Annotated in this window: 25 protein-coding genes; 9 read left to right on the plus strand and 16 right to left on the minus strand. The window is 29.9% G+C overall.

Annotation, left to right across the window (positions count from 1 at the left end):
* Positions 1-2: 2 nt before the first annotated feature.
* From wecB to N534_RS0111440, 4 genes are read right to left on the minus strand one after another with little or no spacing between them, the layout of a single operon-like run.
* Entirely contained in the window at positions 3-1,085 is a 1,083-nt protein-coding gene (gene wecB / locus N534_RS0111425; RefSeq protein WP_028892617.1) for a non-hydrolyzing UDP-N-acetylglucosamine 2-epimerase, read from the minus strand.
* Positions 1,082-2,362 carry a glycosyltransferase family 4 protein gene (locus tag N534_RS0111430; protein ID WP_028892618.1) on the minus strand — a complete coding sequence of 427 codons (1,281 nt, stop codon included), beginning with the start codon at positions 2,360-2,362 and terminating at the stop codon, positions 1,082-1,084. The genes wecB and N534_RS0111430 overlap by 4 nt, the downstream gene beginning before the upstream one ends.
* A 1-nt stretch (position 2,363) precedes the next feature.
* A complete protein-coding gene (locus N534_RS0111435; protein ID WP_028892619.1) occupies positions 2,364-3,536 on the minus strand; it encodes a glycosyltransferase family 4 protein in 1,173 nt (390 codons plus the stop codon).
* The gene (locus tag N534_RS0111440) at positions 3,533-4,060 is read right to left on the minus strand and encodes a methyltransferase (protein ID WP_028892620.1); all 528 of its coding nucleotides are present in this window, start codon (positions 4,058-4,060) and stop codon (positions 3,533-3,535) included. Before N534_RS0111440 ends, N534_RS0111435 begins: the two co-directional genes overlap by 4 nt.
* Before the next feature lie 309 nt (positions 4,061-4,369).
* On the opposite strand from N534_RS0111440, the gene N534_RS0111445 reads away from it, so the two are divergent.
* Entirely contained in the window at positions 4,370-6,058 is a 1,689-nt protein-coding gene (locus N534_RS0111445; RefSeq protein ID WP_028892621.1) for an AraC family transcriptional regulator, read from the plus strand.
* Here N534_RS0111445 and N534_RS0111450 read toward each other — a convergent pair whose 3' ends face one another.
* Together N534_RS0111450 and N534_RS0111455 are read right to left on the minus strand one after the other, a co-directional pair.
* Complete coding sequence (locus N534_RS0111450; RefSeq protein ID WP_028892622.1) at positions 6,059-8,461, minus strand: YfhO family protein; 2,403 nt, start codon at positions 8,459-8,461, stop codon at positions 6,059-6,061. It lies immediately after the preceding gene.
* 1 nt (position 8,462) lies between these two features.
* Entirely contained in the window at positions 8,463-8,744 is a 282-nt protein-coding gene (locus N534_RS0111455) for a DUF4834 family protein (protein WP_051435914.1), read from the minus strand.
* A gap of 140 nt (positions 8,745-8,884) precedes the next feature.
* On the opposite strand from N534_RS0111455, the gene N534_RS15125 reads away from it, so the two are divergent.
* From N534_RS15125 to N534_RS0111490, 7 genes are all read left to right on the plus strand, one after another.
* Positions 8,885-10,228, plus strand: a complete 1,344-nt coding sequence (locus N534_RS15125) for a transporter (RefSeq protein WP_051435915.1) — start codon at positions 8,885-8,887, stop codon at positions 10,226-10,228.
* An 18-nt stretch (positions 10,229-10,246) separates the two neighbouring features.
* A complete protein-coding gene (locus tag N534_RS0111465; protein WP_028892624.1) occupies positions 10,247-11,365 on the plus strand; it encodes a hypothetical protein in 1,119 nt (372 codons plus the stop codon).
* Positions 11,365-12,075, plus strand: coding sequence for a 16S rRNA (uracil(1498)-N(3))-methyltransferase (locus N534_RS0111470; RefSeq protein ID WP_028892625.1), 711 nt, complete (start codon positions 11,365-11,367; stop codon positions 12,073-12,075). The genes N534_RS0111465 and N534_RS0111470 overlap by 1 nt, the downstream gene beginning before the upstream one ends.
* Before the next feature lie 42 nt (positions 12,076-12,117).
* Positions 12,118-13,296 (plus strand): AraC family transcriptional regulator, encoded by a 1,179-nt coding sequence (locus N534_RS0111475; protein WP_028892626.1) that lies wholly within the window; start codon positions 12,118-12,120, stop codon positions 13,294-13,296.
* Positions 13,297-13,832: 536 nt separating this feature from the next.
* Complete coding sequence (locus N534_RS0111480) at positions 13,833-14,474, plus strand: DUF4159 domain-containing protein (RefSeq protein ID WP_028892627.1); 642 nt, start codon at positions 13,833-13,835, stop codon at positions 14,472-14,474.
* Positions 14,458-15,369 carry a bile acid:sodium symporter family protein gene (locus N534_RS0111485; protein WP_028892628.1) on the plus strand — a complete coding sequence of 304 codons (912 nt, stop codon included), beginning with the start codon at positions 14,458-14,460 and terminating at the stop codon, positions 15,367-15,369. Before N534_RS0111480 ends, N534_RS0111485 begins: the two co-directional genes overlap by 17 nt.
* Before the next feature lie 2 nt (positions 15,370-15,371).
* Positions 15,372-16,421, plus strand: coding sequence for a lysophospholipid acyltransferase family protein (locus tag N534_RS0111490; protein ID WP_038006009.1), 1,050 nt, complete (start codon positions 15,372-15,374; stop codon positions 16,419-16,421).
* Here the strand turns inward: N534_RS0111490 and N534_RS0111495 are convergent.
* From N534_RS0111495 to N534_RS0111510, 4 genes are all read right to left on the minus strand, one after another.
* Positions 16,399-19,326: a glycoside hydrolase family 3 N-terminal domain-containing protein gene (locus tag N534_RS0111495; RefSeq protein ID WP_028892630.1), complete on the minus strand. Its 2,928-nt coding sequence runs from the start codon at positions 19,324-19,326 to the stop codon at positions 16,399-16,401. The genes N534_RS0111490 and N534_RS0111495 overlap by 23 nt on opposite strands.
* A gap of 62 nt (positions 19,327-19,388) precedes the next feature.
* The gene (locus N534_RS0111500) at positions 19,389-19,874 is read right to left on the minus strand and encodes a hypothetical protein (protein WP_028892631.1); all 486 of its coding nucleotides are present in this window, start codon (positions 19,872-19,874) and stop codon (positions 19,389-19,391) included.
* A gap of 75 nt (positions 19,875-19,949) precedes the next feature.
* Entirely contained in the window at positions 19,950-20,780 is an 831-nt protein-coding gene (locus N534_RS0111505) for a 3'-5' exonuclease (protein WP_028892632.1), read from the minus strand.
* A 69-nt stretch (positions 20,781-20,849) separates the two neighbouring features.
* Positions 20,850-21,704, minus strand: a complete 855-nt coding sequence (locus N534_RS0111510; protein ID WP_038006036.1) for a phosphate--nucleotide phosphotransferase — start codon at positions 21,702-21,704, stop codon at positions 20,850-20,852.
* A gap of 144 nt (positions 21,705-21,848) precedes the next feature.
* Between N534_RS0111510 and N534_RS14770 the strand changes: the two genes are divergently transcribed.
* A complete protein-coding gene (locus N534_RS14770; protein WP_038006011.1) occupies positions 21,849-22,364 on the plus strand; it encodes a flavodoxin family protein in 516 nt (171 codons plus the stop codon).
* Here the strand turns inward: N534_RS14770 and N534_RS0111520 are convergent.
* Genes N534_RS0111520 through N534_RS0111545 form a run of 6 tightly spaced genes read right to left on the minus strand, consistent with a single transcriptional unit; the run spans position 22,354 to position 25,829 of the window.
* Positions 22,354-23,109: a LytTR family DNA-binding domain-containing protein gene (locus N534_RS0111520; protein WP_028892634.1), complete on the minus strand. Its 756-nt coding sequence runs from the start codon at positions 23,107-23,109 to the stop codon at positions 22,354-22,356. The two genes, N534_RS14770 and N534_RS0111520, sit on opposite strands and share 11 nt — an antisense overlap.
* A gap of 17 nt (positions 23,110-23,126) precedes the next feature.
* A complete protein-coding gene (locus N534_RS0111525; RefSeq protein ID WP_028892635.1) occupies positions 23,127-23,435 on the minus strand; it encodes a 2TM domain-containing protein in 309 nt (102 codons plus the stop codon).
* Complete coding sequence (locus N534_RS0111530; RefSeq protein ID WP_028892636.1) at positions 23,419-23,760, minus strand: 2TM domain-containing protein; 342 nt, start codon at positions 23,758-23,760, stop codon at positions 23,419-23,421. Before N534_RS0111530 ends, N534_RS0111525 begins: the two co-directional genes overlap by 17 nt.
* Position 23,761: 1 nt before the next feature.
* Positions 23,762-24,049, minus strand: coding sequence for a 2TM domain-containing protein (locus N534_RS0111535; protein ID WP_028892637.1), 288 nt, complete (start codon positions 24,047-24,049; stop codon positions 23,762-23,764).
* A gap of 1 nt (position 24,050) precedes the next feature.
* Positions 24,051-25,385: a 2TM domain-containing protein gene (locus tag N534_RS0111540; RefSeq protein WP_231517324.1), complete on the minus strand. Its 1,335-nt coding sequence runs from the start codon at positions 25,383-25,385 to the stop codon at positions 24,051-24,053.
* Between the two features lie 27 nt (positions 25,386-25,412).
* Positions 25,413-25,829, minus strand: coding sequence for a DUF2141 domain-containing protein (locus tag N534_RS0111545; protein WP_028892639.1), 417 nt, complete (start codon positions 25,827-25,829; stop codon positions 25,413-25,415).
* Between the last annotated feature and the right edge of the window lie 85 nt (positions 25,830-25,914).

Consider the following 25,914-nt stretch of genomic DNA (forward strand, 5'->3'; position numbering starts at 1 on the left):
TATTATTGAATTAGTTTTTTTATTGATTGATATATTTTTTCTCCTACATTATTTCCATACAATTCTTCTTCAAAACTTTTATTTAAAGTTAAAAATTGATTGAAATCTTTCACCAAAAACTTAGTATTAGCACCTGAAATAGTTGCATATCCATTTTCTTCAAGCTCTTTCCATTCGGTTTCTTCACGAGCTATTACACAAAACTTTTTATTAAAGAATGCTTCCTTTTGTAACCCTCCACTATCAGTAATTACCATGCAACAATTTTTCAATAATTCTAACATTGAAAAATATCCTACAGGATCAATAAATGTAATGTTAGGTTGTAATTGATACTTCTCCAACATCTTTTTTGTTCTAGGATGTAAAGGAAGTATTACTTGTTTTGTTTTGTGAATTTCTTCTAAAGCTGAAAAAACATTAGCTAATTTTTCTTTGTCATCTGTATTCTCTTGTCGATGAATTGTTGCTAGTACGAATTCGTTCTCTACTAAATTCAAATCATTTATGATAGTAGATTTTTCTTCGGAAACCTTGCTGTAAAACTCAACAGCATCTTTCATAATATCACCATGCTTTTCTACTAGGATATCAAATCCGTCAAAACCTTCATTTTTTAAATTTGAGACAGCTATTTCTGTCGGACAACTTAATAGATCTGCTATTCTATCTGTTAAAATTCGATTTACTTCTTCTGGCATTTGCATGTTAAAAGAGCGTAATCCTGCTTCAATATGTACAACTTTAACATCAAGCTTTTTAGCTGCTAAAGCCCCAGCTAATGTAGAGTTTGTATCTCCATACACAACTACTACATCTGGTTTTTCATCAAGTAAAATCTCTTCGATTTTTTCTAACATTTGACCAGTCATCGCTCCGTGATTCAATCCATTAATGTTAAGATTGTATTTCGGTTTCGGAATTTGCATTTCATCAAAAAAAACAGCACTCATATTAGCATCAAAATGTTGACCTGTATGCACTATTATTTCTTCAATTTCATTATGCTTTTTAATTACTCTACTTAACACAGCTCCTTTAACAAACTGCGGACGAGCACCTAATATAGTTACTATTTTTTTCAAGAATTAACGACTTGTTTAAGTATAATAGACAATTGTTCTGTTAATTTTTTTCGATGATATTGTGTTATATTCTTAGAAGCTACTTGCAGATCACCTTTTTTATAATCAGCATACAACTGCATAATTTCTTTCTTCATTTTAGCTTTATCATCAAAATCAACTATGGTTCCTGCATTAGTTTTAGTTAAAATTTCAGCTAAATCTCCGTCTTCAGGACCAACTGCTAAGATAGGACGTTTTGCTTGTAAATATTCAAAAATTTTACCTGTTATAATTCCTTTAGCACTTGGCACTTTATTTACCGCCAATAATAAAACTTGTGATGCTTTTTGATGTTCTTGCACTTCACTATGAGGTACGTAGGCTATTCTTGTAATATTTTTAAACTGATATTTAGCTAACTCCTCCTCTACCTCACTTGCTATGTTACCTATTAATTTTATTTCTAAATCTTCTGAAAACTCAGCGTTTTCTTGACTCAATTCTGATAATGCTTCCCAAACTATTTTTGGATTCCTATCAGCATTCATCAAACCTATATGCGTAATTGAAAATTTCTCATCAAGCTTCACTTCTATTTCTTTTTGCTCTTCGGAATCATAACCATTTGTGATAACGTGAATATTGTTTGAAAATTTTTCGTAATTTTTTTTCATGGTTTCACCTACTACTAAAGTGACATCAGCATTAATAAGCACCTCTTGCTCTAATTGATGATGCTTAGCTCTCGATCTTTGCGTTAATGGTAATTGATGGAAATAATCTATATCTGTCCATGGATCTCGAAAATCTGCAATCCATTTTATTCCTAACTCTCTTTTAAGTTGTAACCCTATAAGATGTAAACTATGAGGAGGTCCAGTCGTAATTATTGCATCAATTTTATTTTCTTGCAGGTACTTTTTAAGCTTTTTAACCGAAGGTTGTATCCAAAACTTACGAGCATCAGGAATAAAATAATTAGCTCGAACATACTGCATTATTCTCCCTGCAAAACTCGGGTTTGGATCTAAAAACCCTGCACTGGTTTTAGCTCCTTTTTTCTTAAAAATTGAAAATAGATTATTAGGCTCCCATATTGGATTTTTAACCACTTCTATTCCTTCAGGTATATCTTTCTCTAAAGAAACATCAGTAATTGGGTAGTTTGCCTCATCTACTGTAAAAATTACAGGCTCAACATTAAAGTCTCGTAAGTATTTTACAAACTTTAACCAACGTTGCACTCCAGATCCTCCTGCAGGTGCCCAATAATATGTTATAATTAATACTTTCAAGTTAAAAGCTATTGTATAGATTCACCAATTCTTTAGAAGTTTTATTCCATGTAAATTCACTTCGAATAAAAGCTCCTCCGTTTTTTCCTAATTCTTTTCTCAGCAGCTCATCTTTGTATAACCTCAATACTTTATCGGTAAAATCTTCTACGTTTTTTGCTTCATGAACCAATCCTGCATTTACTTTTTCTACTATATTTTTTTGCGCTGTTGCATCACTTACTAATAAAGGTTTTCTCAAACTCATATATTGAAATAATTTATTAGCATGTGTTGTATCGTGATGTAAATTTCTATGTAAAGGTGATAAACAAACATCACTATGCTTTATATACTTAGGAAATGTAGTTTCTTCCTGCCATCCTTCAAAACTTACTTGTTTTTCAACTTTTAATTCTTCGGATAGTTTTTTTAATTCGGCATTAACACTTCCTACAATTACTAATTGAATATTTTCTATTTCTTTTTTTAACGTTGGTAAACTTTTAATTGCCGTTGCTAGACCTCTTCTTTCACCTGTATCTCCTATGTATAATAGCTTAAAAGTATCTTTTTCAGTTCTTTCATCTAAACCCTCGTCCTCTTCAAAAAAAGATTTTCTAACTGTATTAGGAACTACAACAACTTTATCAGAATTTATGCTAGTCCTTTTACACACTTCTTCTTTTGCTTCTTCAGTAACAACAATTACGTTATCTACATTTTTCACAAACTCTTCTTCTTTCTGTTGCCATTTTTTGGGAGATATCAACACACTTTGCGGGAACTTTTTTAAATGAGGGTAAAACTTCATGATCTGAGGTCTGTTCTCATGCAAATCTAACACTACAGGAAGTTCCTTTTTTTTACAAGCATTCAAAACTGCTTCTGCAACAACCATATCGTGTATGTGAATCGCTTCAATAGAAAATTTCTCAAGAAAATGAACTATCTTCTTCTTCATTAAAGTAGAATATAATGGAATTGTATATGCCAAAGCCGATAGTTTATATTCTAAAGTATTTGATTTATACCTTTTAACTTGAATTCCGTCTATTACTTCTTCTGAAGATTGATTTGAGTAAGTTAGACTAAACAAAAAAACCTCGTGCCCTGATTTAATTAATTCGATTGCTTCATTATGCACTCTTGGATCAGGAGGAAATGTTTTGTCTAAAATCATTCCTATTCTCATTTCAAAGTCTTTTTTTCAGCAAAAACAGCGTAATACCTTGGGGTATATTTTCTTAAAATAGGTCTCACTCCTAATTTATTAATCGGACTTGTCCATTTTTGTGTATCTACTATATTCCAACCAGATTTTTCTAACAACCAATCGTATTGCCAATCTTCAAACTCGTGGTAATGCCTATCCCACATATCTGTTTTACTTCTATAAGCATTCGTAAACCACAACTTTAAAGGAACGGTAGTAATAATCTTTGTTGCTTCTATTTCTCTTAATACATTAAAAGGAGCTAACAAATGTTCAAAAATTTCAAAAGCTGTTACTGCATCAACTTTATGCTCTTTCACTATATGAGGCAACACATCTAAATCTTCTCCATTAGTATTGTAAACCGTATATCCGTTTTCTTCCATTATTTCAGAAAAAGGGTTACGAACTCCTAAATCTAATATCGTTGCTGGAGCAGGAAGATGTTTTTGTAAAAACTCAAGCGTATGGTTGTATCTCTTTTTTGGTAGTTTAGAATACATAAAATTTATTTTAAAACAAATGTATTATTATTTTACCATTCTAAGTAATAGAAGTAAAAATACGTTTTGAGAGGTATTAAAAACATAAAAGCGAAGGCAAATCCCTCGCTTTTAACTTTTTAATTTTCCATAGCAATCCGTACATTTATTACATGTACTTTTTACTTACTGCAAACATATTGTTGTTTTAGATATGAAAAAAACACTATATACCCTATTTTATAAAAAGCACGACTAAAAAATGTTATATTTGGTTTTCTAACCTATGCTTTTTATAGAAAGTATGTGTTTTTATTGATTTTACACAAAATGACCAGATTTTTAATTACTATACTTATTACCTTTTCTTTTTCTGCGAAAATTACTTCTCAAGTTAAAAATTTAGATTCATTTTACCTTGATAAAATCAATTATTATAAAAACATAAATAATGATAGTTTATTTTTTTATTGTAAAAAATTAGAACAATCTGACAACATCTGCAAAAGTCTTGAAGGTTCTACTGGTAAGTCTTATGGATTTTACCGAAAAAAAGACTACGATAAAGCTGAAAGCATATCACTCAAGGTTATTAAACAAGTTGATTCTATATTAAAACACAAAGATCTAACCTGTCTTTTGGACAGAAAAATAGCTGCTTTAAATAGGCTTTTCTGGATTAAAAAAAATCAAGAAAAATATCAGGAAGCTTTTGCTATTCTGATACAAAAAGAAGATTTAATAGTAAACCACCCTGTTAAAGATGATGTCAACTTTAGGAATTTACTCGGCTTGACTCTTAGTAAAGCTGTTATAAAAAATAAACTTGATATGCAGGGCAAAGCCAAAAGTATTTTGCTTCAATCATTATCAGAAGCTAAAAATCCTATTTTAAAAAACATACAAAAAGATGAATTTTTTCTTCACTGGAAAGCTAACTCTTATAATTGTCTTGGTAATACCTATGTTTCCCTAAATAATCAACACCCGAATAAAGCTTTTCTAGACTCTGCTAATTACTATTATGACAAAGCTTATGAAGTGGCTAAAATGTTTGATCCGCCGCATAAAGATTCTGAAATTATTTACAATTTCAGAAAAACCGAGGTGTTAATGAAACAAAACAAATATCAAAAAGCCATAGATCTTATTAATAATTATAAAAACATTAACAACGGTTACAACTACCTTCATAGAGAATATTTTCAAAAGGCTATTTGTTTCCATAACTTGAACAATTCTGACTCAGCTGTTTATTACTCTAATAAACTTTTAAAAAATCATAAAAACTGTGAAACAAGTAAGTTAATCACTATTTATGACATTCTTTCAAAGGAATACAACAACTTAAATAAATTAGACAGTGCCTTTAAATACTCAGCATTAACTTTAGAACAATTTAATTTAGCTAGAAATAATAAAGACAAGACTTTTAACTTATTTTACAGCAACAACTTCAACAAAGCTCAACTACTTAATCAGGAAATCAAAGAAAAAGAAGCTAGTAAACAAAAAAAACTCACCATTTCATTTGTTGCTCTATTAATAACTTTCTTCATTATTACTTTTTATCTATTGAAAAAAGAAAAAGAAAAAAAGAAAGAGCTTATTTTAATGATAAATAATGACAAGGCTGTAGAAACAGAAAAAAAGGAATATAATATTGATGAAGAACTAGAAAATAAGATTTTAAATGAGTTTACAAATGCTAAAAAAAATCTAGACTTTTTAAAACCTGATTTTTCTATTAACTATATTGCTGACAAATTAGAAACCAACAATACCTATGTTTCTTTTGTTTTCAACAAACACCACGACGAGTCGTTTAAGCAATACTGTACTAAACTTAAGATTAATTATGTGGTAGAAAAACTAAAGAGCGATAAAACCTTTAGAAAGTATTCTATTCAAGCTATTGCCGATGAAATAGGCTATACCAATGCTTCTGCTTTTACAAGAGCTTTTAAAAAGCATATTGGTGTAACACCTTCTGCATTTTTAAAAACTCTTGACGATTAATTAAAGCTTTTTTCTTTTACCAGACACCACAAACCAACCTATAGGCACAAGGATTAGCAATCCATAACAGAATAACGATAATAAACTTCCTGTTTTAATAACTCTTGGTTCATATTTAAATATAATAGTGTGTTTTCCTGTAGGGATTTCCATACCTCTTAACACATAGTTTACTCTGTAATACGGAACGTTTTCACCATCAATATAAGCATTCCAACCATCTTTGTAATATATTTCAGAAAACACTGCAAACTGCTCAGAACTTGCATTTGTCTCATATACTAATTCTGTAAGATCTTTCTTCACTAAATTGATAGTAGCTGTAGTATCTTTCTGATACGCATCTGCTCCGTTGAAATCAAACTCCTTTGTGTTGATTACGGCTTTTATTTTTGTTTTTAAACTATCTAAGGCAATAATTTCCTCGTTAGCTGAAGCTACTTTCTCTAATGAGTTTACAAACCATGCGCTTCCATTTACTTCTGGGTTTTCTTGAAATTGCTCATCACTAATAATAAAATACTTGGTATTCAACATATTCAACACCTCCATATTGTTTCTTGCTATCTGATAATCAAACAATTCTTGATAACGCTTCATTTTGGCTGCATGGTACCCTCCTATTGAATTGTGGAAATATGAAGTTCTTCCATCCTGTAACGGACTTCCTCCAAAATTCGCTACACGATAATCACTTTTATCTTTTAATATTTCAATATCCGCTTTAGTCTCGGTAAATGGTTTTTCTACTCTTCTTGCTGAAGTAAAATCCTCTTTATTTACATAATTCATATCTACCGACACCAAATCAAATAAAATTAAACCTCCTAAAGCTAACACTACAGGCGCCTGCTTAAGTTTTCCTTTTAAATACAACCATAATACACCTCCACTCCCTAAAACAAGTAATAATGAACGTAAACTATCGTTGAACAACATTGACTTTCTATCAGCTATTATAGCGTCAATCAACTCTGGAAGTTGTTGATAATTCGCATCACGTAATCCTTCAAAAGCAAATAAACTTGATCCGAATAATAGGAATAATAACGAGATTCCTCCTACTATATAGAATGCTTTTTTTACGGCATTTTCTTTTTCTTCGGAAGAATTCTCTGACGAGAAAAATTCTTTTAATGCTAAAATTCCCAACAACGGCACACACAGTTCTGCTATTACTTGAATTGATGAAACTGCTCTAAACTTGTTGTATAACGGAACATAATCAATAAAAAAGTTTGTGACTGCCGGAAAATTCTTTCCCCAACTCAAAACTATTGAAAATACTGTGGCTGCTACCAACCAATATTTTAAACGTCCCTTTACTAAGAAAACTCCTAAGATAAACAAAAAGAATACTATTGCTCCTATATACGCAGGAGCTTCAACAATCGGTTGCTTCCCCCAATAGGTTAATGCTTGACTTGAATAATCTTTCGCTACACTCTTACCTGCATTCTGCTCTAAAACTTGATAAAAATTAGAATCTTCTCCTAACTTTTCAACAGTTCCTCCTCCAGTAAAACGAGGTATTAGTAAATTGAATGTTTCTGCAATTCCATAGCTATATTCAGTAATATATTCTTTATCTAATCCTGAAGATTTTTCTTTTGGACTTCCGTCAGGATTGATAGTCAATTCTGATTTACCTCTCGTACTATAATCAGCATATTCCTTCATTGCCATCAACCTAGTTGAATTCGCTCCGACACCAATTAACATAGCCGCAACTAAAATTGCTGATTGCTTGAAAAATACTGATAATGTTCTCGATTTGAAGGCTTCAATAAATTCAACAACAGCTAAAATTAACAAACAAAACCCTAAATAATACGTCATTTGTGGGTGGTTCGAATATATTTCTAAAGCCATGGCTAAAGCTGTAAGTACAAACCCGAGTAAATATCGTTTTCTAAAAATATAAATAACTCCTGCAATTACCATTGGCATGTATCCGATAGCATGTGCCTTTGCATTATGCCCTGCTCCAAAAATAATAATCAAGTAGGTTGAAAAACCAAAGGACAAGCTACCTAAAACAGCTAACTTCCAATCTACTTTTAAAGCAGTTAACAGTATGAAAAAACTTAAAAAATATAAGAAAAGATAATCGGCAGGTCGTGGTAAAAAACGAATTACTTTATCAATATAACGCGCAAAATCATTCGGATAATAAGCACTTACTTGATATGCAGGCATTCCGCTAAAAGCATTATCTAACCAGTATGGTTCTTCTCCTTTTTCTACTCTGTATTCATTAACACTTTTCGACATTCCTATAAACTGAGTAATGTCGCTTTGTTTTATTTGCTTTCCGCTTAAAACAGGGTTAAAATACAACACCGATGCTATTGCAAAAACAATAATTGCAATTGCAAACGGTAAAATCTTCTTTAAGTTCATGTTAGTCTATTTCTTCATAGTCAACGTATTCGCCAACCGAATTATTACTTTGTTTTGTAGTATTTGGTTTTTTATCAATAACAGTTTTTCCAACTTCAACATCAGATGCTTTTTGTTGATTTCTATACTGTTGTTCTGCTTTCTTTTGTACTTTATCTACTGCTTTTTTTATCAGATAAGGTGCAAATAATCTCGCCAAAAACTTAATAGCGTAATAAACTAACAGAATAATTAATATGGTCTTTAAAAAATTCACAGGTCCAGCTTCATTTATATATGTCATCTTTTTCTAAAAAATAAAAAAATCAACCAAAAATAACAATTTGAAGCAAAAGGAAGCGTTAAGACTTTACAAAACTTATATTATATAGGTAATTGTATTTTTACGTATGTTTGTAAAACCTGAAAATCTGGACTTATTATATGATTAAGAAACTCCTTTTGTTTTTTGTATTTTTCTCAGTATTAACTGCAAATGCGCAATATACACCTGTTATAAATTCAAATAGACCAGGTTTTTCTGAGAGTCCTTATAGTGTTGGTTCGGGTGTGTACCAGTTTGAATCGAGCATTTTTTACAGAAAAATTAATGCTACACCAACATTTAGTAATCCAGAAGCCTTAGGATTAAATCTATTTTTCAGAACAAGTTTTATTTCTGAAAAACTAGAAGTTAACTTAAATACATCTTTACAAAAAGACAAAATAGCTTTTAAAAACATCTTTGAATCGTCATATAACAAAACAGGCCTAAGTCAGTTTAGTATTGGTGCAAAATACCTTATTTACGCTCCAAAATATGATGATAAAAGTAAAGAAATTAGAAGTTGGAAAGCTCGTCATTCTTTTGATTGGAAACGTTGGATACCTCATATCGGTATTTCTGCTGGATTAAATATTGGAGACTTTTTAACTGATTACCATAAAAGAGATGGTTTTAGCCCAAGAGTAGGACTTTTATTACAGAATGAGTTTTCAGATAAGCTAAACGTTATTACCAATCTTCATTACGATTATATTGGAACCGACTTTTCACAGCTTTCTTATATTGTAACAGGAACTTATAATTTTAATGACTACTGGTCTGGTTTCGCTGAAATACAAGGAATTTTTGAAGAGTATGAAAAGAAGACTAATATTGGTGCTGGTGCTGCATATTTATTTAGCGAAAACTTACAATTTAATGCATCGTTAAGAGCCAACATGAAACAAGACGAGATTGGTCTTTACACTTCGTTAGGGGTTTCTTATAGACTTAACAGGCACCAAGATAAATTTGTTGAAATTGATGAATTTGGAAATAAAATTGAAGAAGGAAAACAAGTTAAGTACGATGAAGATAGAAACTTCTTTGGCCGTATGTTCAGCAAAGTGGGGAAATTATTCTCTAAAAAACGAGAGCAAAAAGTTGATTTAGACATTTCTAAAAATACTGACGACGACGTATTGAATCAAAAACCAAGAAGAGAACGCCAAGGATCTTTAGTAGATGTTATTGCTAAAGAAGATAAAAAACTAAAGAAGAAAACTGCTAAAGAAGAAAAGAAGGCAGCTAAAAAAGCACAAAAGAAAGCTGAAAAAGAAGCAAAACGAAAAGAAAAGGAACGTTTAAAACTAGAAAAACAAATTAAAAAAGAGCAAGAAAAAGAAGCTAAGGAAAAAGAGAAAGAACGTTTAAAGCTAGAAAAAGAAATTAAGAAACTAGAAGAAGAGATTAAAAAAGAAGAACAAAAGGAGAAAGAAGATCAAGAAAAAGATGACAATTAAAAATCTTACATTTGACCTATGATTCAAATTAAAGAAATAACAACTAAAAAGGAAATGAAACAATTTGTTAAGTTTCCTTTTTCTCTTTATAAAGACAATAAGTATTGGGTTCCTCCTATCATTAATGATGAAATTGAAAGTTTTGACAAGGATAAAAACCCTGTTTTTGAGCATGCGAAAGCTCGTTTTTTCTTAGCTTATAAAAACAATGAAATTGTTGGTCGAATTGTGGCAATCATCAATACTTATGAAACTACACATCAAAACATAAAGAAAATGCGTTTTGGTTGGTTTGATGTAATCGATGATATCGAAGTAACTAAAGCTTTGTTAGATAAAGTTGCTGAAATAGGTAAAGAAAACGAGTTAGAATACATCGAAGGACCTGTTGGTTTTAACAACTTAGACAAAACTGGTGTTCTTGTTGAAGGTTTTGATCATATAGGCACTATGATTACTTGGTATAATCATCCTTACTACGCTAAGCATCTAGAACTATTAGGATTTAAAAAAGAAAAAGAATACATAGAAAGTAACTTTTCTTTTAGTAATGTTGATATAAAAAAATATGGAAAGGCGAGTAATATAATTCAAAAAAGGTATAACTTAACTCCTTTGAATTTTACTTCAACAGATAAAATTATGCCTTATGTTGATGAAATGTTTGAGTTGTTTAGTAAAACATACTCAAAGCTATCAACATACGTACCTATATCGGATGCTCAAATAGATTATTTTAAAAAGAAGTATATAAGTTTTATCAATCCTGAATACATAAAATTTGTCGTTGATGAAAACCATAAGCTTGTTGCTTTTGCTATTGTTATGCCTTCTTTTTCCAAAGCTTTACAAAAAGCAAACGGAAAACTATTTCCTTTTGGTCTTTTTCATCTATTAAACGCTAGAAAAAATTCAAAAGACGTTACCTTTTATTTAATTGGTGTAGATCCTGAATACCAAAACAAAGGAGTAACTGCCGTTATTTTTGAGCAATTTCACGCTGTATTTTTAGCTAAAGGTATTGAAAACTGTATTAGAACTCCTGAATTAGAGGACAACCATGCTATTCATCAAATCTGGAAAGCTTTTGATCCTAAAGTTCACAAACGCAGAAGAACCTATAAACTCGATTTATAATGCAACTATTTTACAATCCTGATTTAGGACCTACTTCAAAAGAAATTACTTTTGACAAAGACGAAAGTCGTCATATTATTAGAGTTTTACGTAAAAAAGAAGGAGACGTATTACATATTACCAATGGAAAAGGTTTTATATTTTCTGCGGAAATTATATTGGGGAATGATAAAAAATGTATTGCCTCAATTATAAAATCAGAAGAAAAACCACGAACCCGTGATTATTATTTACACGTAGCCATTGCTCCTACTAAAAATAACGACCGTTTTGAATGGTTTTTAGAAAAAGCTACCGAAATAGGCATTGATGAAATCACACCAATTATCTGTGAAAATTCAGAAAGAAAAGTTGTAAAAACAGAACGATTTTTAAGAATTGTACAAGCTGCTATGAAACAGTCTTTACAATTCACTTTACCAAAACTTAATGAACCTGTAAAATTTTCTGATTTTATTGATCAAGACTTTTCTAGTGAAACATTTATTGCTCATTGTGAAGAAAATATTGAAAAAAAAGTTTTAAAAAACATCGCTACACCTAACGATTCTTACACTATTCTTATTGGTCCTGAAGGAGATTTTTCATCAAAAGAAATTCAACAGTCCTTAACTAAAAATTTTACTCCCATTTCGTTAGGAGAAAATAGACTAAGAACAGAAACAGCTGGTCTAAACGTAGTTCAAAGTATTGCATACCTACATCAATAATTCATTTTTTGTATATTTAACTTTTTGTTAAAAATATAGGTTGTGACAATAGAGTATTTATTTAATCTCTTTTTATTAGTAAGTGCCTTACATGGCTTTGCTTTTAGTGTGGTATTATTCTCTTCTAAAAATGGAAGAGAAAAAAGTATGGTATACTTAAACCTATTAATTTTAGTTATTTCTATAAATAATCTTCAATCTTGGGCTTTAGAAAGAGGTTTACTTCAAAATAAATTTGCTTTAGAGTACATGCAGTTTTCTTGGCATTTTTTAGCTATGCCTTTTTTATACATGTTTTTAGTTCATTATTTAGATTTACCTCAAAAATCTTTTAATGTTTTAAAATTCGCTATTCCTGTATTTATCCTAATGGTAATTGCTCAAATAAGTTTTGTTGTATACTACAGTGACACTGCTTCACAAGAAAGATTAGACTATATTTATGAAAGATACTCTTCTCTTGAAGAGTTTTTCAGCATGCTTACATCCTTAAGCTTTTTCATCTATTCAATGTATATTTTGTACAAGAAGGAAAACTTGTTCCCTAAAATTTTATCTTTTGATAATCTAAAATGGCTTTATACCTTCTTTATTCTTTCTTCAGTAGGATACCTTCTTTGGATTCTTGCTCTTGTTATAAAAATAAGCTTAAACTTTAGCGATTTTTTATTTTCCTATTATCCTTTAAGAGTATTTACAACTGTTTTAATCTACTGGTTAGGTTACCAAGGTTTTAAACAAATTAGAATCCTTAAAGAAAGAGAGATTATTAGAAAATCTCTATTGATTGATTTAAACGGAAATTTTAGTGTAGATACTATAAAAGTAGATACTGAGAAAAATCCTTCTAAAAGTCAAGCTGAACGACAAAAAGAACAATTTCAAGAAATTGATGATTTTATCAAATCAAAAAAGAAATATTTATCTACAAAGTATACGCTTCAAGATTTAGCTAAAGACACAGAATTGAGCTCTAGTACTCTTTCTTTGATTATTAATAACGTAGCCAAAAAATCTTTTACTGATTACTTAAATGAAATGAGAATTGATTTGGCAAAAACATTATTACTTGATTCAGAATATTCAGATTATACAATTACTTCTATTGGTTTAGAATCTGGTTTTAATTCTAAATCTACTTTTTATACTGTTTTTAAAAAACATACAGGACACACCCCTGTAGAGTTTAAAAATTTATCATTAGTTACTCTTAACAGTTAATTTTTAGTCTCTTTTTATAAAAAGACAGTCCAAAACACCCAAACTGGATGTTTTCGAACTCACTTCTTTAATCTATATTTTATATTTACATAGTGAAATTAAAAAATTAGTAATTGAAAATAGTTGAAGGGGTTTTCAATTTATAATTAAGATTTCTAAAAAATTATTGAGAACTACTCAGTCTCAATACGAAAAAGGGAGAGCTATAACTTTAAAAACACCAATATTAAATATTGGTGTTTTTTATTTTTTATGTACTAAGAACATTTTAAAAACTTCGAAGTTTTTCATTTTTTACAATATGCTTTTTATAAAAAGTAAGTTTTAAAACATCCAATCAGATGTTATTGTACTTGTTATTTTTAATCTTTTATATTTTCGCAACGTAAATTAATTACTTTTTGAAAAAGTGGGGACTTTTCAAATTAAAAAGTATGATTTACATTTAAGGGGAAATTAAAAACACCAACAACTCAGTTGTTGGTGTTTTTTATTACTGTTTTATTATATTGCTTCTGCTAAGCAATACTTAATTTATGAGAAACATTATAACATTTTATTTCCTTCTTTTCTTTACAAGTATTTTCTCTCAGCAAATCGCTATTTTAAAATATAATGGTGGAGGTGATTGGTATGCTAACCCTACTGCTTTACAAAACCTCATCAACTTTACCAACCTTAATACAAAAACCTCAATCGAAAAAGATATTGAAACTGTAACATTAAATGATGAACAGATTTTTAATTACCCTATAGTTTTCATTACTGGTCATGGTAATATTTATTTTACAAGTGATGAAATTACAATGTTAAGAGACTATCTAATTTCTGGGGGTTTCATACATATTTCAGATAATTATGGATTGGATTCTTACATTAGAAGAGAATTAAAAAAAGTATTTCCTGAATTAACACTACAAGAAATCCCTAAAAATCATTCTATTTATCATCAAACATTCTCTTTCCCAAACGGATTACCTAAAATTCATGAACATGACAGAAAGCCTCCTCAAGGTTTTGGCCTCTTTTATAAAGGTAGATTAATTTTATTTTACGATTATGAAAGTGATTTAAGCGACGGATGGGAAGATAAAGAAGTACATAATGACCCAAAAGAGATAAGAGAAAAAGCTCTAAAAATGGGAGCTAATATAATTGAATATGCTTTTAAAAATTAACCCCTTACAAATAGATGACATAAAGATTAATTTTGATACTGAAGCTTTGTGGATGCTTAATATAGCACTTGCTATAATTATGTTTGGTATAGCTTTAGATATAAAATTTGAGGATTTTAAAAGGCTAATTAATAACCCTAAAATATTGTTTGTAGGATTATTATCTCAATTTATTTTACTTCCATTTTTAACCTTCATATTAATATACATCATTAAACCTTATCCTAGTTTTGCTTTAGGAATGATTATGATCGCTGCTTGCCCTGGCGGAAATGTATCTAACTTTTTTAGTAAAATGGCAAAAGGAAATGCTGCGTTATCTGTTAGTTTAACTGCTTTTGCTACCATAATATGTTTAGTTATGACTCCTTTAAACTTACAACTATGGGGAAGCTTGTATGAACCAACTAATATTATTTTAAAAAGCGTTTCTTTAAACCCTTTTGAGCTATTTAAACTTGTTTTGTTAATATTAGGGATTCCTATAATTCTAGGGATGCTTATAAATCATTATCACCATGAAATGGCTAAAAAAATAAATAAACTATTACGCCCTTTTTCTATTTTCTTCTTTATTTTACTAATCGTTATTGCTTTGTATGACAATGCTGAAATTTTTAAAAACTATATTCATTTAGTTTTGTTTTTAGTCATATTTCATAACATTTACGCTTTTGTAATAGGTTATGTTACTGCAAAATCTTTCAAACTAAATAACAAAGACTGTAAAACAATTTCAATGGAAACAGGTATTCAAAATGGTGGATTAGGCCTACTACTTATCTTTAGTTTTTTTGATGGTTTAGGTGGTATGGCTTTATTAGCAGCTTTTTGGGGTGTTTGGGATATTTTTTCAGGAATGATATTAGCTACTTACTGGGGAAGAAAAAAATAGAAATGGAAACTTTAGTATACTACTTTTTTAAAGCATTTGTTAAATCTGGCTTATTCTTTTATACAAAAAAAATAAAAGTATCAGGAAACGAAAATATTCCTAAAAAAGGTGCTATTCTTTTTACTGCTAATCACCCTAACGGATTGGTTGATCCTCTTTTTATAGCCACACATATAAAAAGAAAAACACATTTTTTAGTACGTGCCTCTGTTTTTAATAACCCTATCATTGCTAAATTTTTCAATTTACTTGGAATGATGCCTGTTTACCGTATTAGAGATGGGATACAACAGCTATCTAAAAATGAAGAAATCTTTAACAAATGCCAAAACCTTTTAAAAAATAATAAAGCTTTATTAATATTTCCCGAAGGAACCCATAGTAAAGCCAGAACTGTTAGACCTTTAAGTAAAGGATTTACTAGAATTCTTTTTAGAACTTTAGATGAGTATCCTAACACAGATATTCATATCATCCCAATAGGAATTACTTATCAAAATGTATCTAGTTATCCTTCTAAAGTTGCAATACATTTTGGTTCTCCTATTTTATCTAATAATTTTTACAATCAGCAAGACATTAATCAATCTGTTAAAACACTTAAAAAACTTGTTTCAAAACAATTAAAAGAATTAAGCGTACACATTCCTTTTAATGAAGAGTACGAAGAAACTCTGACTTTTCTTAACAAAAAACAAACGGATTTTACGGATGTAAATACTGTAAATGCAGCAATAAACAATAGACTTACTATAACAGAAAAAAAGCGTAGTAAAAACTACACTCTCTCTTTATTTTATCTTATTATTTTAAATAGTGTTATTCCTTTCACTATCTGGAAACTTGTAAGCAAAAAAATAAACGAAATTGAATTTATTGATACTTTTCGCTTTGGCTTAAACGTAATTCTTTTTCCTTTCTTTTATTGTATTCAAAGCTTGATAGTAAGCTCTTTTTGGGGTTGGAAATTTGGTTTAGCATACTTTTTCTCTTCACTATTTCTCATACTACTTTACACAAAACTATCACCTACTCACCCGCCATCAGAATAGCATCTTGAATGTCTTGTTGAATTTTAGTTCGAATATTACTCTTAACTAAACCATAATTCCTCATAGTAGGATATATTCTGTTTGACAAGAAGACATATACCACACCAGTTGCAGGATCTGCCCAAGTATAGGTTCCTGTAAAACCACTATGACCAAAACTTACATCTGAAACACATCCACAGGTTGCTTTAATGTTTGGATTTAACTGTGGTTTGTCAAAACCTAACCCTCTACGTACCTTTTTATTTTCGTAATAACGCTTATTAAATTTATGCACTGTCTCTGGCTCTAAGTATTTTTTCCCTCCATAAGAACCATCTTGCAAAAACATTTGCATAACCTTTGCTACATCATTTGCGTTTGCAAACAGTCCAGCATGCCCTCCTACTCCACCAATCATAGCCGCTCCCATATCATGAACATAACCATGTACTAACTGATGTCTAAAATAATTATCTCTCTCAGTTGGAACAATCTCGTCTTTATCAAATTTGTTTAACGGCAAAAACGTCATTCTGTTTGCTCCTAATGATTGATAAAATTGTTCATCTACCAGTTTATCTAACGGTTTTCTATACTTTCTTTCTAAAATTTCTTTAAAAATATAATACCCTAAATCGCTGTATTTATACCCAGGCCTTTTACGTTGCTCAGAATCTACTATTTGTTTATAAATAGAATCCTTGTACTCTTTAGCTAAGTATAAATTTTTAGCCACTTTTATACTAAACTTTGAAGTACGTTTCTTTCTGTAATACTTAGTAGAGTTTTCTCCTGTTACACTATCTTTTGTTTGTAAATAAAATGGAATCCAAGAACGTAAACGTCCGTAATGAGATAGAACTTCTTTTAACAACAATGTGTCTTTATTCGATTTACTATAACTTGGTAAAACATCTCCCAAACTTGAAAATAAACTAATTTTTCTTTCCTCTTCGGCTTTCATTATCATTGGTAATGAAGCCAATATTTTAGTAAGTGAAGCCAAATCATATAAATCAGAATTTTTAACTGCTCTTTCTTTTGATAAGGTATGATATCCAAAACTCTTATTGTAAATCACTTTACCATTTTTAGCTACTAAGATTTGACCTCCAGGAGACATTTTTTCCTGCAAAATAGTATCTATTCTTTTGTCAATAATTGATAATTTTTCTGAGGAAACTCCAGCTTCTTCAGGAATTGTGTACTGCAAAACATCCAAACCATCTAATAAAAGTCCGTGACCAATTTTAAACTCATTTTTTATAGATACTGGTAGTTTTCCTTTCAACTCAAAAGCCCCGAAAAGAGCTTGCGCTGAAAGCTCTTGAGATAACTTGCTGTTTTGATATGACATGACAAGACCTTCAATATTTGTAAAAGAAGGTACTTGAAGTAAGCTATAAGGGCTTGCAAAAACATCTAAAATCACTTTATGATTCCTTGCTATTTCTTGTACCCAAGTTAAATCTTTATTTGAAAACTTATAGCTTTTCCAAGGATTCTTATCTGATTTATGAACTCCTACAATTACCAAATTATACTTCTGTAATTTTTGTAATAAAACACTCAAATGGGTTTCAGAAATTTTATCAATCTTCGTATAATTAGAAAGCATTTCATAAAAATCAGAACCACTATCATTACCTAATGACACATAAGCTATTTTTTTATCTTGAAGGTTTTTGATTGGTAAAACACTCTCTTGGTTTCTTAAAACCGTTATAGAGTTTTTTATTAATTTTCGATGTAACACCTCATCATATGGTGAGTTTAAATCTTTTGATATATTTTCTGTGGCAATCGGCTTGTAGTTATTTAAACCAACTAGATATTTTGCTTTTAAAATCTTTCTTACAGAGTGATTTAAACGCTCTTCTGTCAATTTCCCTTCTGCTAACGCTTTTTTAATTAAGCTTATAGACCCTGGAACATCTTGAGGAATTAACAACATATCATTTCCTGCTAAAATTGCTGCTAAATCAATTTCTGCAGGGGTAGAATAGTTTGCCGCTCCTTTCATATTTAACCCATCTGTAATAATAAGTCCTTGAAACCCTAATTTATCTTGTAACAAACCAGTTACAACACTATTTGATAATGATGATGGTAACTTCGGATTTGTTTCAATAGCAGGAATACTTAAGTGTGCAGTCATAACACTAGCAACTCCATTAGCAAATACTTCCTTAAAAGGATATAATTCTATTGAATCTAATCGCTGTTCGCTAAAATTAATCGTTGGTAGCGTATGGTGAGAATCTGCTTCGGTATCACCATGTCCAGGAAAATGCTTTGCATTAGCCAAAACCCCTGCTCCTTGCATTCCTTTAGTAAATGCGATAGCTTTTTGTGCTACATTTTCTTTACTTTCACCAAAAGAACGGTTTCCTATAATAGGGTTATCAGGATTGGTGTTAATATCAACCACTGGTGCAAAATTCATATGAATTCCTACTCGTTTACAATGTTCTCCAATTCTTTTTCCTACTTCTTGTAACAATAAAGTGTCTTGTATAGCGCCTAGAGTCATATTCCAAGGAAAACGATAGGTGTTTTTCAAACGCATATCTAACCCCCATTCACCATCAAAACCAACCATTAATGGCACTTTCGCTAATTCTTGGTATTTATTATTTAGTACAACCTGCTTGTCTGGTGTGCCTTGCATAAAAATAATATTTCCTACATGGTATTTTGTAACCATATTGGATATAAAATCTTCATGCTTCTTATCTTTATTTGAATATGCTTGTATCATAAACAACTGTCCTATTTTTTCATCTACAGACATGTTTTTCATAATACTATCTACCCAAACACCTTGGGCATCTGAATCTTTTGCTAACAACGGATCTACCTGCTGTGCTTGAATTATTTGTATAAAAACGAATGCTAATAATGTAAGCGCCTTTTTCTTCATGTACCTTACTTCTTTTAAACTTTCGGGGGTTAAAATATTTCTTTCTTAAACAACGTCAATAGTTATACCAAAAATCGTGCGTGCCAACTTTGGTTTGCTGGTACTTCCCATTTGGTTTCAAAATCTTCTTTGGTATTTACCATATTGTTAAACACTACAGTTTCTGCTGTAATTTTTTGTGCTTTGGCAAAGTTTTGAAATTCGGGAAGTTTAACAATATTAATATTGTCTCCATCTTTAAAAGAAACATTCATTTTATTCATTAAATCTAACTTCAACTCGTTTTCTATCTCTTGTATAAAACGTACTGAAGCATCTATTGAACAACCTGAAACATTGTTGAAGTTTTCATCAACAGCAATAACCAAAAACTGATTGTATTTAATGGTAAATGAACCTTTTAAATCATCTCCATGTCGCGTCCAATTTTCAATAAAAACTAACGCTTTTGCAGTTATATATTCTATTTCTTCGGTTGTAAACTCTCTATCTGATTGATATACCCAAACTCTTGAATTTTTGGGCAATTCTTTATATTCTGTATACATTTTTTTATGTATTAATTTCACTATATCTAAATTAAAAAAACAACTTAGATAATTACTAAAAATAAATGTTAAAGGTTACCTTAAATTAAATTTTTGTTGTAAAGCCTGTAATTTCTCCTCATCTGTCATGGTTTCTTTCTTCGATGCCGACATTCGCTCTTTAATTTCTCGTAATACTTTTTTAGTGTATAATGGAAAATCGGCATTTTGAATCCATGCATTATATCCAGGATTTTCTTTTAATACTTCTTCTACTGTTCTTCCTTTATACTTCCCAAAAGAAAAGATTTCTTGGTCTTCATCATTAAATAAAATAAAACCTGCAAAATCTGCTCTTTTTCCGTGAGTAGAAAACTCGCTTAATGCTTCTACAGTATTCTCTAAATCTTCATATTTATCAACCTGAGCTAATAAAATTTCATACGTTGCATTCGTATCTGCCTCTGCAGAGTGTGCTCCTTCTAAATCTTTTCCACAGTAAAACTGATACCCTGCACTTAATGTACGCTGTTCTTTTTTATGAAAAATAGTTTGTACATCAACTGCTTTACGATCGTTCATATCGAAATCTATCCCAGCTCGTAATAATTCTTCTGCTAATAGAGGAATATCAAATCGGTTAGAATTGAATCCTGCTAAATCAGCATCGGCTATCATTTCATTTATCTTATCTGCTAACTCTTTAAATGTTGGTTCTGTTACCACTTTTTCATTTGTGATTCCATGTACGGCTGTTGCCTCTGCTGGAATTTCTATTTCAGGGTTTACTAACCAAGTTTTACTTTCTTTATTTCCGTTTGGAAATACTTTTAAAATTGATATTTCTACAACTCTGTCTTTAGCTATGTTGATTCCTGTAGTTTCTAAATCGAAAAATACAATGGGTTTAGTTAAGTTTAAATTCATTTTTTAATTAAGAGTTAAAAGACAATGGCTTTATTTACTTTAAACACTCTTTTATTGCCTTTTTATATATTATTCGTTGTTTAATTGCTTTTTAAATTCGTCTATTTGATCTAAGACTTTTTTGGGTAACGTAGGTTCTTTAAAATTATACTTTTCTAATTCTTTTTCTAAAGTTTTTGCTACGATATAACGTGCTGTTGGTTTATCATCTGCAGGTATTACATACCAGGGAGCATAATCGGTTGATGTTCTTTGTAACATATCTTCATAACACTCTTGATAATTATCCCATAGTTTTCTTTCTTCTAAATCTCCAGCAGAAAATTTCCAGTTTTTTTCTTGAATATCTAAACGTCGTAATAATCTGTTTTTTTGTTCTTCTTTAGATACATTTAAAAAGAATTTTAAGATAATTGTTCCGTTTTCTGCAATATGTTTTTCAAATTGATTAATATGTTCCATTCTACTATGATAAAACGCATCATCTAAATCTTCTAAACTTTTTACTGTCGGAATATTTTCGGCAAATACATACTCTGGATGCACTCTTGTTACCAAAACATTCTCATAGTGTGTACGATTAAAAACTCCTATTTTTCCTTTCGCCGGTAATGCTATATAATGACGCCATAAAAAATCGTGTTTTAATTCCAAATTTGTTGGTACTTTAAAACTGTGTACTACTACTCCTCTCGCATTTACATCTTTAAAAACTTCACGTATTAAACTATCTTTTCCTGCGGTATCCATACCTTGTAAACAAATTAAGACACTATACTTACCTTCTGCATACATGGTATCTTGTAGTTCACTAATTTTTTTTCGCGATTTTTTTAATTTCTTTTTAGCTTCCTCGTCTGTCTCTTTTGTAACATAGTCTTTTAAAACTGTTCCCTTTTCAAACTTGTAAGCGCTTACATCCATTTTTTCTCTTAATTTTAGCATAAAAGTACAAAAATATAGACTTCTAGCATTGATTTTCTCTTGGTTATTATCAATTTTTACAATTAAGAACGTCACTTTCGTCTTAATTATTTTTAGAGTTTTAACATCAAAATAAATCTACAAATGAAAAAAACTATAATTATACAAGCAAGCTCTAAAAGTAACGGAAATACAAACAGAGTTATTAACTACCTCAACAACAACAAATCTTTTGATGTTATTGATTTAAAAACAAAAAATATTGGTGTTTTTGAATATGACTTTAGCAATGCTAATGATGATTTTATTCCTGTTATGGAAAAAGTAATTAACAACTATGACACCATTGTTTTTGCGACTCCTGTATATTGGTACACCATGAGTGCTACTCTAAAAATATTTTTTGACCGTTTGTCTGACTTATTAAAATATAAAAAAGAGTTAGGACGGTTGTTAAGAGGTAAAAACATGGCAGTAATTAGCAACTCTGGTCATAACGATCTTAAAAACGGTTTTGAAATGCCTTTTATTGAAAGTGCTAATTATTTAGGTATGAATTACCTTGGAAGCATTCACTCTTGGTTAACTGAAGACGGAGAAAACATTCATCCTGAAGCTATGGATAAAATTGATTCCTTTAGAACCATACTTACTCAATAAAATGTTTAAAATCTTTTACTCGCTCTCTGCTTACAATTATTTCTGAATGGTTAAAAGATTCTAGCTTTAATTGTAAGCGAGAGTTTGTATAAGACACAATATCTTTGATCGCATTTATTTGCACTACAAAAGTTCTATTTACTCTAAAAAACTGTTCAGGATCTAACTGCTCTTGCCAGTACTCTAATGAGTTATCTATTAAATAACTTCTATTAGAATTCGTATGAATATAAGTTGCTTTATTTTCTGAATAAAAACACTCAATATCTTCAATATTTATGATTTTTAAATGTTGCCCAATTTTTATTGTAAATCGCTTTTTGTATTTTCTATCTACAGGATTTATCAATAATTTACGAATGTCATTTATATTAACTTGTATGTTATTTTGTAAAGGTTGGTGTTCTTTAAACTTATTTACAGCAACTTTTAACTCATCTTCATCTATTGGTTTTAAGAGATAATCAATTGAGTTTAGTTTGAATGCTTTTAAAGCATACTCATCATAAGCCGTTGTAAAAATGATGGCTGATTTTATAGTTACTTCTTCAAAAATTTCAAATGATAATCCATCAGAAAGCTGGATGTCTAAGAAAATTAAATCTGGGTGTTCATTATTCTGAAACCAATCTATAGACTCTTCTACTGAGTGCAACATTTGCTGAACCTCTATATTTAGTTCTGCTAACATTCTATTTAATCTTCTCGCTGCTGGCTTTTCGTCTTCAATAATTATAACATTCATAGTTTTATTCTCAGTAATTATTGATTCATATATTCTTTAACTTTTCGCTCTTCCCACTTTTTTGAAAATAGCTTGTCTCTGCTCAAAACACTAAATCCGTGTATAAATACTACAACTCCCCACCAAAAGAACAAATTATAATTATTTACATCTAAGAAAGCATCTAATATGGATTCATCTCGGTAAACAATATCTTTATATATTCTCCTTCCAATAAAAAATAAGTTTATTAGTATATAAATCGCTAAATGCTTGTAGAACTTTTTTATTTCTTCTACTCTTTCTTTAGCCTTTATGTATTTTTCCTCTTTATTTAAAACTTCCATTTTCTTTTTTTTTTAATTCTTCTAAATATTCTTGAATTTTTTGTTCTTCCCAATCTTTACTAAAGAAAGATTTTGTTCCGAATACTCCTAACCAATGAAAAACCATTCCTATTCCCCAAAACAGCCAAGTAGCATACACTCCAAAATTACTAATTGCTTCAACAAAAGTATAATTGTCATCTTTCATCAAACCTACAATAATTACTATAGATATGAAGATATTTACAGCTACATAAACCAACAAATGAGTATAAAAACCTTTTATTTTATCTACTCTCTTTTTAGCTAATAGATATTTTTGTTCTTCTGAATAATCTCTTTTCATACTAATCTTGTTTTTTAAGATATTCGTTTATCTTTTTTTCTTCCCAGTCTTTACCTAAACCTATTTTTCCCATTCCGAAAACACCAAACCAATGAAAAAATAAACCTAAAAACATTCCTATAGTTGGATAATAAAACCAATGATAACTACGTACAAACTTTAAGTTTATAAAAATCAAAACTGGTATAATTAATACGGTTACTATAAGATGAATGTATAACCCTTTTATTTTTTCTACCTTTTTCTTTGCTTTGGCGTATTTGTATTCTAATGTATAATCTCTTTCCACCTTATTTGTATTTTTCTTCTTCCTCCATTAATTCTTTAATCTTACGCTCTTCCCAGTTTTTCCCTAAAAATAAATTGTAGTTATTTACTTCTAAGTAGTGAAAAACTAATCCTATACCCCAACCTATCATCGGAAACCAAAACCATTGAAATCTTGAATACGTTTTAAGATTTATAAATATTAAAAAAGGGATAACTATAAAGTACGAAACTAAATTTTGATAAAATTCTTTTAGTTTCTCTACTCTTTCTACTGCTTTTACGTAATTACTATTTTCTAGACTTTTTGTATCCATAATACTATTTTTTATATTAATTAACAGTGGTAAACACACTGTAAATGTTTTGTTATTATTAATTATTTGAACGTTTCTATCGGTTATTAATCCGTAACGATCTGCTATGTTTCTTAATCCTACTTTTGTACTTTTACCTATAGCTTCTTTCGGATTGATATTATTTTGAATTTTTAGAAAACCATCTTCTTCAAAAATGCTTATCTCTAGTGGTTTTGAAGCCGAAACCACATTGTGTTTCACAGCATTTTCAAGTAGTAACTGAAGCGACAACGGAACTATCTTTAACTCAGAGTTACTTACTTCTTCAGGTATTGTAAACTTTACTGCCTCTTCAAAACGCATTTGCAATAATTCCATATAAGTTTTAGCAAATTGTAATTCCTCTTGAATTGGTACTAGCTCTTTATTTCGTTGCTCCAATACATAGCGATATACCTTTGATAGTTTTGTTGTAAACTTTTCTGCTTGTTTCGGATTTTCACTAATTAAAGAGGTCAACACATTTAAACTATTGAATAAAAAGTGTGGATCTATCTGGCTTTTTAAAGTTTCAAACTTTGCCGTTTCTGTTTTTGCTACTATTTCATGCTGGGTGGTTTCTTGTTTTATAGATTTCTTCCAATTTACAATGAAACCTTTTGCATGAAAAAAAGCTGCAATTCCTAAAGAAAGTATAATAGCAAATAGATGCATCCATAGAAATTGTCCTGTAAAAAAGTTTTCTACTTTGTTTGAAAAGATTACAAAATATTGAATGTAATGTATTCCTAAAACTGCTACAATTGTATAAATTACTGTTGCAATAATACCCCACCAAACTCGCTGATTGGTTTGTGTAACCCAATCCCACTTAGCACTTAAATAATCATTAATTACACCATTCCCTAGCCCGAGAATAAATGAATACATTCCTGAAAATAAAAACACCAACCCTGCTTCTTTTAAAGTAAATGCTTGATTTATTAACGTAAAAACTATACCGAAAACAATCGTAAGTTTTAAGCAAAGCCAAACATCATTTTTAAAGTTCTTAAACATTTTTTTTGATGAGGGTTTCATATAATATTAAAATTTTATTTCGAAAGATACATCTTTATCTGTAACTAAAAACCTAGCCTCTTCATATCGTGGAGGACCAAAACGAGATAAACTATTATTCGATGCTCCATAATCTTCTAAAGGCATTCCACTAGGTTCAAAATCCATTCTGTTATTATTGTTTGCATCATGAAAACAAATAATTGCATACTCACCTGCAGGTATATTTTCAAATACTACAGTGCTTTTTCCTTCCTTAATCTTAGCTTCTTTTGCTTGTACTGGCTCTTTCCTAAAATTCTCTTTGGTATATAACGCATATTTAATACTCCCTGCATCAGATGTTGCGTTAATAACTGTAGTTGTGACGTTGTGTTTTTGAGCAGAAATTGTTTCGACTGTAAACAATATTATTGCTATTAAAATGTGTGTTAAAAATTTCATGTTATTATTTTATGGTTAATTCTTGTACAAATCTCTATTAGAAATCAGCTTTTAAAAACAAAAACAAACTGAATTGTATTTTTTT

Source organism: Tenacibaculum sp. 47A_GOM-205m (genome assembly GCF_000518405.1).
Lineage (GTDB): Bacteria > Bacteroidota > Bacteroidia > Flavobacteriales > Flavobacteriaceae > Polaribacter > Polaribacter lutimaris.

What these genes read in the sequence shown, in the direction of transcription:
- N534_RS0111520 (WP_028892634.1), bottom strand. Translation starts at nt 23,109, where the DNA reads ATGAATGTTATAATTATTGAAGACGAAAAGCCAGCAGCGAGAAGATTA.
- N534_RS0111465 (WP_028892624.1), top strand. Translation starts at nt 10,247, where the DNA reads ATGATTCAAATTAAAGAAATAACAACTAAAAAGGAAATGAAACAATTT.
- N534_RS0111435 (WP_028892619.1), bottom strand. Translation starts at nt 3,536, where the DNA reads ATGAGAATAGGAATGATTTTAGACAAAACATTTCCTCCTGATCCAAGA.
- N534_RS0111445 (WP_028892621.1), top strand. Translation starts at nt 4,370, where the DNA reads ATGACCAGATTTTTAATTACTATACTTATTACCTTTTCTTTTTCTGCG.
- N534_RS0111480 (WP_028892627.1), top strand. Translation starts at nt 13,833, where the DNA reads ATGAGAAACATTATAACATTTTATTTCCTTCTTTTCTTTACAAGTATT.
- N534_RS0111485 (WP_028892628.1), top strand. Translation starts at nt 14,458, where the DNA reads ATGCTTTTAAAAATTAACCCCTTACAAATAGATGACATAAAGATTAAT.
- N534_RS0111440 (WP_028892620.1), bottom strand. Translation starts at nt 4,060, where the DNA reads ATGTATTCTAAACTACCAAAAAAGAGATACAACCATACGCTTGAGTTT.
- N534_RS0111470 (WP_028892625.1), top strand. Translation starts at nt 11,365, where the DNA reads ATGCAACTATTTTACAATCCTGATTTAGGACCTACTTCAAAAGAAATT.
- N534_RS0111490 (WP_038006009.1), top strand. Translation starts at nt 15,372, where the DNA reads ATGGAAACTTTAGTATACTACTTTTTTAAAGCATTTGTTAAATCTGGC.
- N534_RS0111545 (WP_028892639.1), bottom strand. Translation starts at nt 25,829, where the DNA reads ATGAAATTTTTAACACACATTTTAATAGCAATAATATTGTTTACAGTC.
- N534_RS0111455 (WP_051435914.1), bottom strand. Translation starts at nt 8,744, where the DNA reads ATGACATATATAAATGAAGCTGGACCTGTGAATTTTTTAAAGACCATA.
- N534_RS0111500 (WP_028892631.1), bottom strand. Translation starts at nt 19,874, where the DNA reads ATGTATACAGAATATAAAGAATTGCCCAAAAATTCAAGAGTTTGGGTA.
- N534_RS0111495 (WP_028892630.1), bottom strand. Translation starts at nt 19,326, where the DNA reads ATGAAGAAAAAGGCGCTTACATTATTAGCATTCGTTTTTATACAAATA.
- N534_RS0111510 (WP_038006036.1), bottom strand. Translation starts at nt 21,704, where the DNA reads ATGGATGTAAGCGCTTACAAGTTTGAAAAGGGAACAGTTTTAAAAGAC.
- N534_RS0111450 (WP_028892622.1), bottom strand. Translation starts at nt 8,461, where the DNA reads ATGAACTTAAAGAAGATTTTACCGTTTGCAATTGCAATTATTGTTTTT.
- N534_RS0111530 (WP_028892636.1), bottom strand. Translation starts at nt 23,760, where the DNA reads ATGAAAAGAGATTATTCAGAAGAACAAAAATATCTATTAGCTAAAAAG.
- N534_RS0111540 (WP_231517324.1), bottom strand. Translation starts at nt 25,385, where the DNA reads ATGTTTAAGAACTTTAAAAATGATGTTTGGCTTTGCTTAAAACTTACG.
- N534_RS14770 (WP_038006011.1), top strand. Translation starts at nt 21,849, where the DNA reads ATGAAAAAAACTATAATTATACAAGCAAGCTCTAAAAGTAACGGAAAT.
- N534_RS15125 (WP_051435915.1), top strand. Translation starts at nt 8,885, where the DNA reads ATGATTAAGAAACTCCTTTTGTTTTTTGTATTTTTCTCAGTATTAACT.
- N534_RS0111505 (WP_028892632.1), bottom strand. Translation starts at nt 20,780, where the DNA reads ATGAATTTAAACTTAACTAAACCCATTGTATTTTTCGATTTAGAAACT.
- N534_RS0111525 (WP_028892635.1), bottom strand. Translation starts at nt 23,435, where the DNA reads ATGGAAGTTTTAAATAAAGAGGAAAAATACATAAAGGCTAAAGAAAGA.